Here is a 1,803-nt window from a genome sequence, read left to right on the forward strand (position 1 = left end):
ACGATGGCGGAGAAGGCCACGGCGGTCGCGGCGGCAAGGTGAATGCGGGTAATGGCCATAAGACTCGCGGTGAATTGAACGATAGTTGCGCACGACGGGCGGAACCGTCCGCCGCGGCGCGCAGCAATTCTGCATCAAGCCGCCCGCATTTGACATGCGTGATACACGACTCAAGCGACGTTCAGCACTTCGGCGGCAAGGCGATCGAGGTTCTGTTCGTTCGCCTCGGTCACGAAGTCGGCAATCCGCTGCTTCTCCGCCGCCGTATCGAACAGCTGGCGCCAGCCGACCAGCGTCCGTTCGCCCTGCACCGTCAGCGTGATCGTCAGCTCGAAATGGTGACCGACGACATGTTCGACCACGATCCGCTCCGGCGCGACGTCGACGAACACGTTTTCGTTCGGGTAGTTCCTGCCATCCGGTCCGTGCATGATGAAACGCCACCTGCCGCCGGACCGGAAATCGAACTCCTCGAAAGTATTGCTGAAGCCCTTCGGCCCCCACCAGCGCGCGAGGTGCGCGGGATCGCTGAAGGCCCGGAAGACGCGCTCGCGCGGCGCATCGATCACGCGCGAATGGACGAACTCGCGGTCCGCCGTCGACTCCCCCTTGGCTGCAGGCTTCTCGTTCATGTGCATCCTCCTCGCGAATACCCGACGCAATCCAGTGCAGGTGCGCGTTCAGTGTGAAGGCCGGGCGCAGCTCACCGTCATCCCCTGTGCGGCATCGGTCGACAACAGCCGAATAGGAACCTTCATCGCCACATCACCCCGAACACCAACTTCTCAGGCCGCATACCAGAGAATCGCAAAATAGTGGCATGCCGTCCCGGCCAGAACAAACAGGTGCCAGATCAGGTGACCATACTGCAGCCGCGAATCGGTCGCGAAGAAAGCCACCCCGACCGTGTAGGACAAACCGCCGGCGACCAACAGGAGCAGGCCCGCGGAAGGCATTTGCGTAAGCAGGGGATCGATCGCGATGACGACGACCCACCCCATCAACAGATAAAGGCCGGTGGAAAAGATGGGATTCGATGCCTTGTCGAACACCTTGAGGACCACGCCGAGCATCGCGAGACCCCAAACAATCCCGAGTAGCGCCCACCCCCAGGCACCACGAAGTATTCCGAGCGTAAACGGCGTGTACGTGCCGGCGATGAGCAGAAAGATCGCGGAATGCTCGATGACGCGAAAGACCCGCTTGGCTTTGCCGACCGGCAGCGCGTGGTACAGCGTCGACGCGAGGTACAGAAAAATGCTCGTCGCGGCGAAGACAATCGTGCCGACGGTGAATGCGGTCTGCCCCTGCTCCGCCGCCCGGTTGATGAGAAATGGCGTCCCGACCAGCGCTGCACCCAACCCTATGCCGTGGCTCACGCTGTTTGCGAGCTCTTCATCTCGCGATTGCTCACGCCTGGGGCCAGAGGCCGACATACGCACGGCAGCTCCTTTCAAGGACTCACACTCAAGTGGGCGGGGACCACTGGAGTTTAGTGCAGCCTGACGCAGAGGCAACCGGGCACCACCGGAGGTCGGCGCGGCGGCTCCGCACTCAGCGCACGGTTTGCGAATCCGCGCCGCTAATGTGACACTAGCGTAGCGCGCCGCCCTGCTGGCGCGCTCCGGATCTCCCGCAACGACGCCCGGCCGCTCCGGCGGCGACGAGACGCACGCATGTACAACGAGTATTTCGGGTTTTCCGCGGCGCCCTTCTCGATCGCGCCCGATCCGCGCTACCTCTTCATGAGTGAACGTCATCGCGAAGCGCTCGCGCACCTGTTGTACGGGCTGCGCGTCGATG

The 1,803-nt window shown here is 63.0% G+C and carries 2 protein-coding genes and 1 pseudogene; 1 reads left to right on the forward strand and 2 read right to left on the reverse strand.

All coding sequences use genetic code 11. From position 1 onward, the window contains the following. Nucleotides 1-170 precede the first annotated feature (170 nt). Together VGE08_RS01490 and trhA are read right to left on the reverse strand one after the other, a co-directional pair. Complete coding sequence (locus VGE08_RS01490; RefSeq protein ID WP_331066079.1) at nucleotides 171-632, reverse strand: SRPBCC family protein; 462 nt, start codon at nucleotides 630-632, stop codon at nucleotides 171-173. 153 nt (nucleotides 633-785) lie between these two features. Continuing rightward, nucleotides 786-1,436 (reverse strand): PAQR family membrane homeostasis protein TrhA, encoded by a 651-nt coding sequence (trhA, locus tag VGE08_RS01495; protein WP_349258594.1) that lies wholly within the window; start codon nucleotides 1,434-1,436, stop codon nucleotides 786-788. A gap of 240 nt (nucleotides 1,437-1,676) precedes the next feature. Between trhA and VGE08_RS26240 the strand changes: the two are divergent. After that, a pseudogene (locus VGE08_RS26240) lies at nucleotides 1,677-1,803 on the forward strand (type II secretory pathway protein ExeA); the annotation flags it as partial.

Source organism: Steroidobacter sp., assembly GCF_036406195.1.
Taxonomy (GTDB): Bacteria; Pseudomonadota; Gammaproteobacteria; order Steroidobacterales; family Steroidobacteraceae; genus Steroidobacter.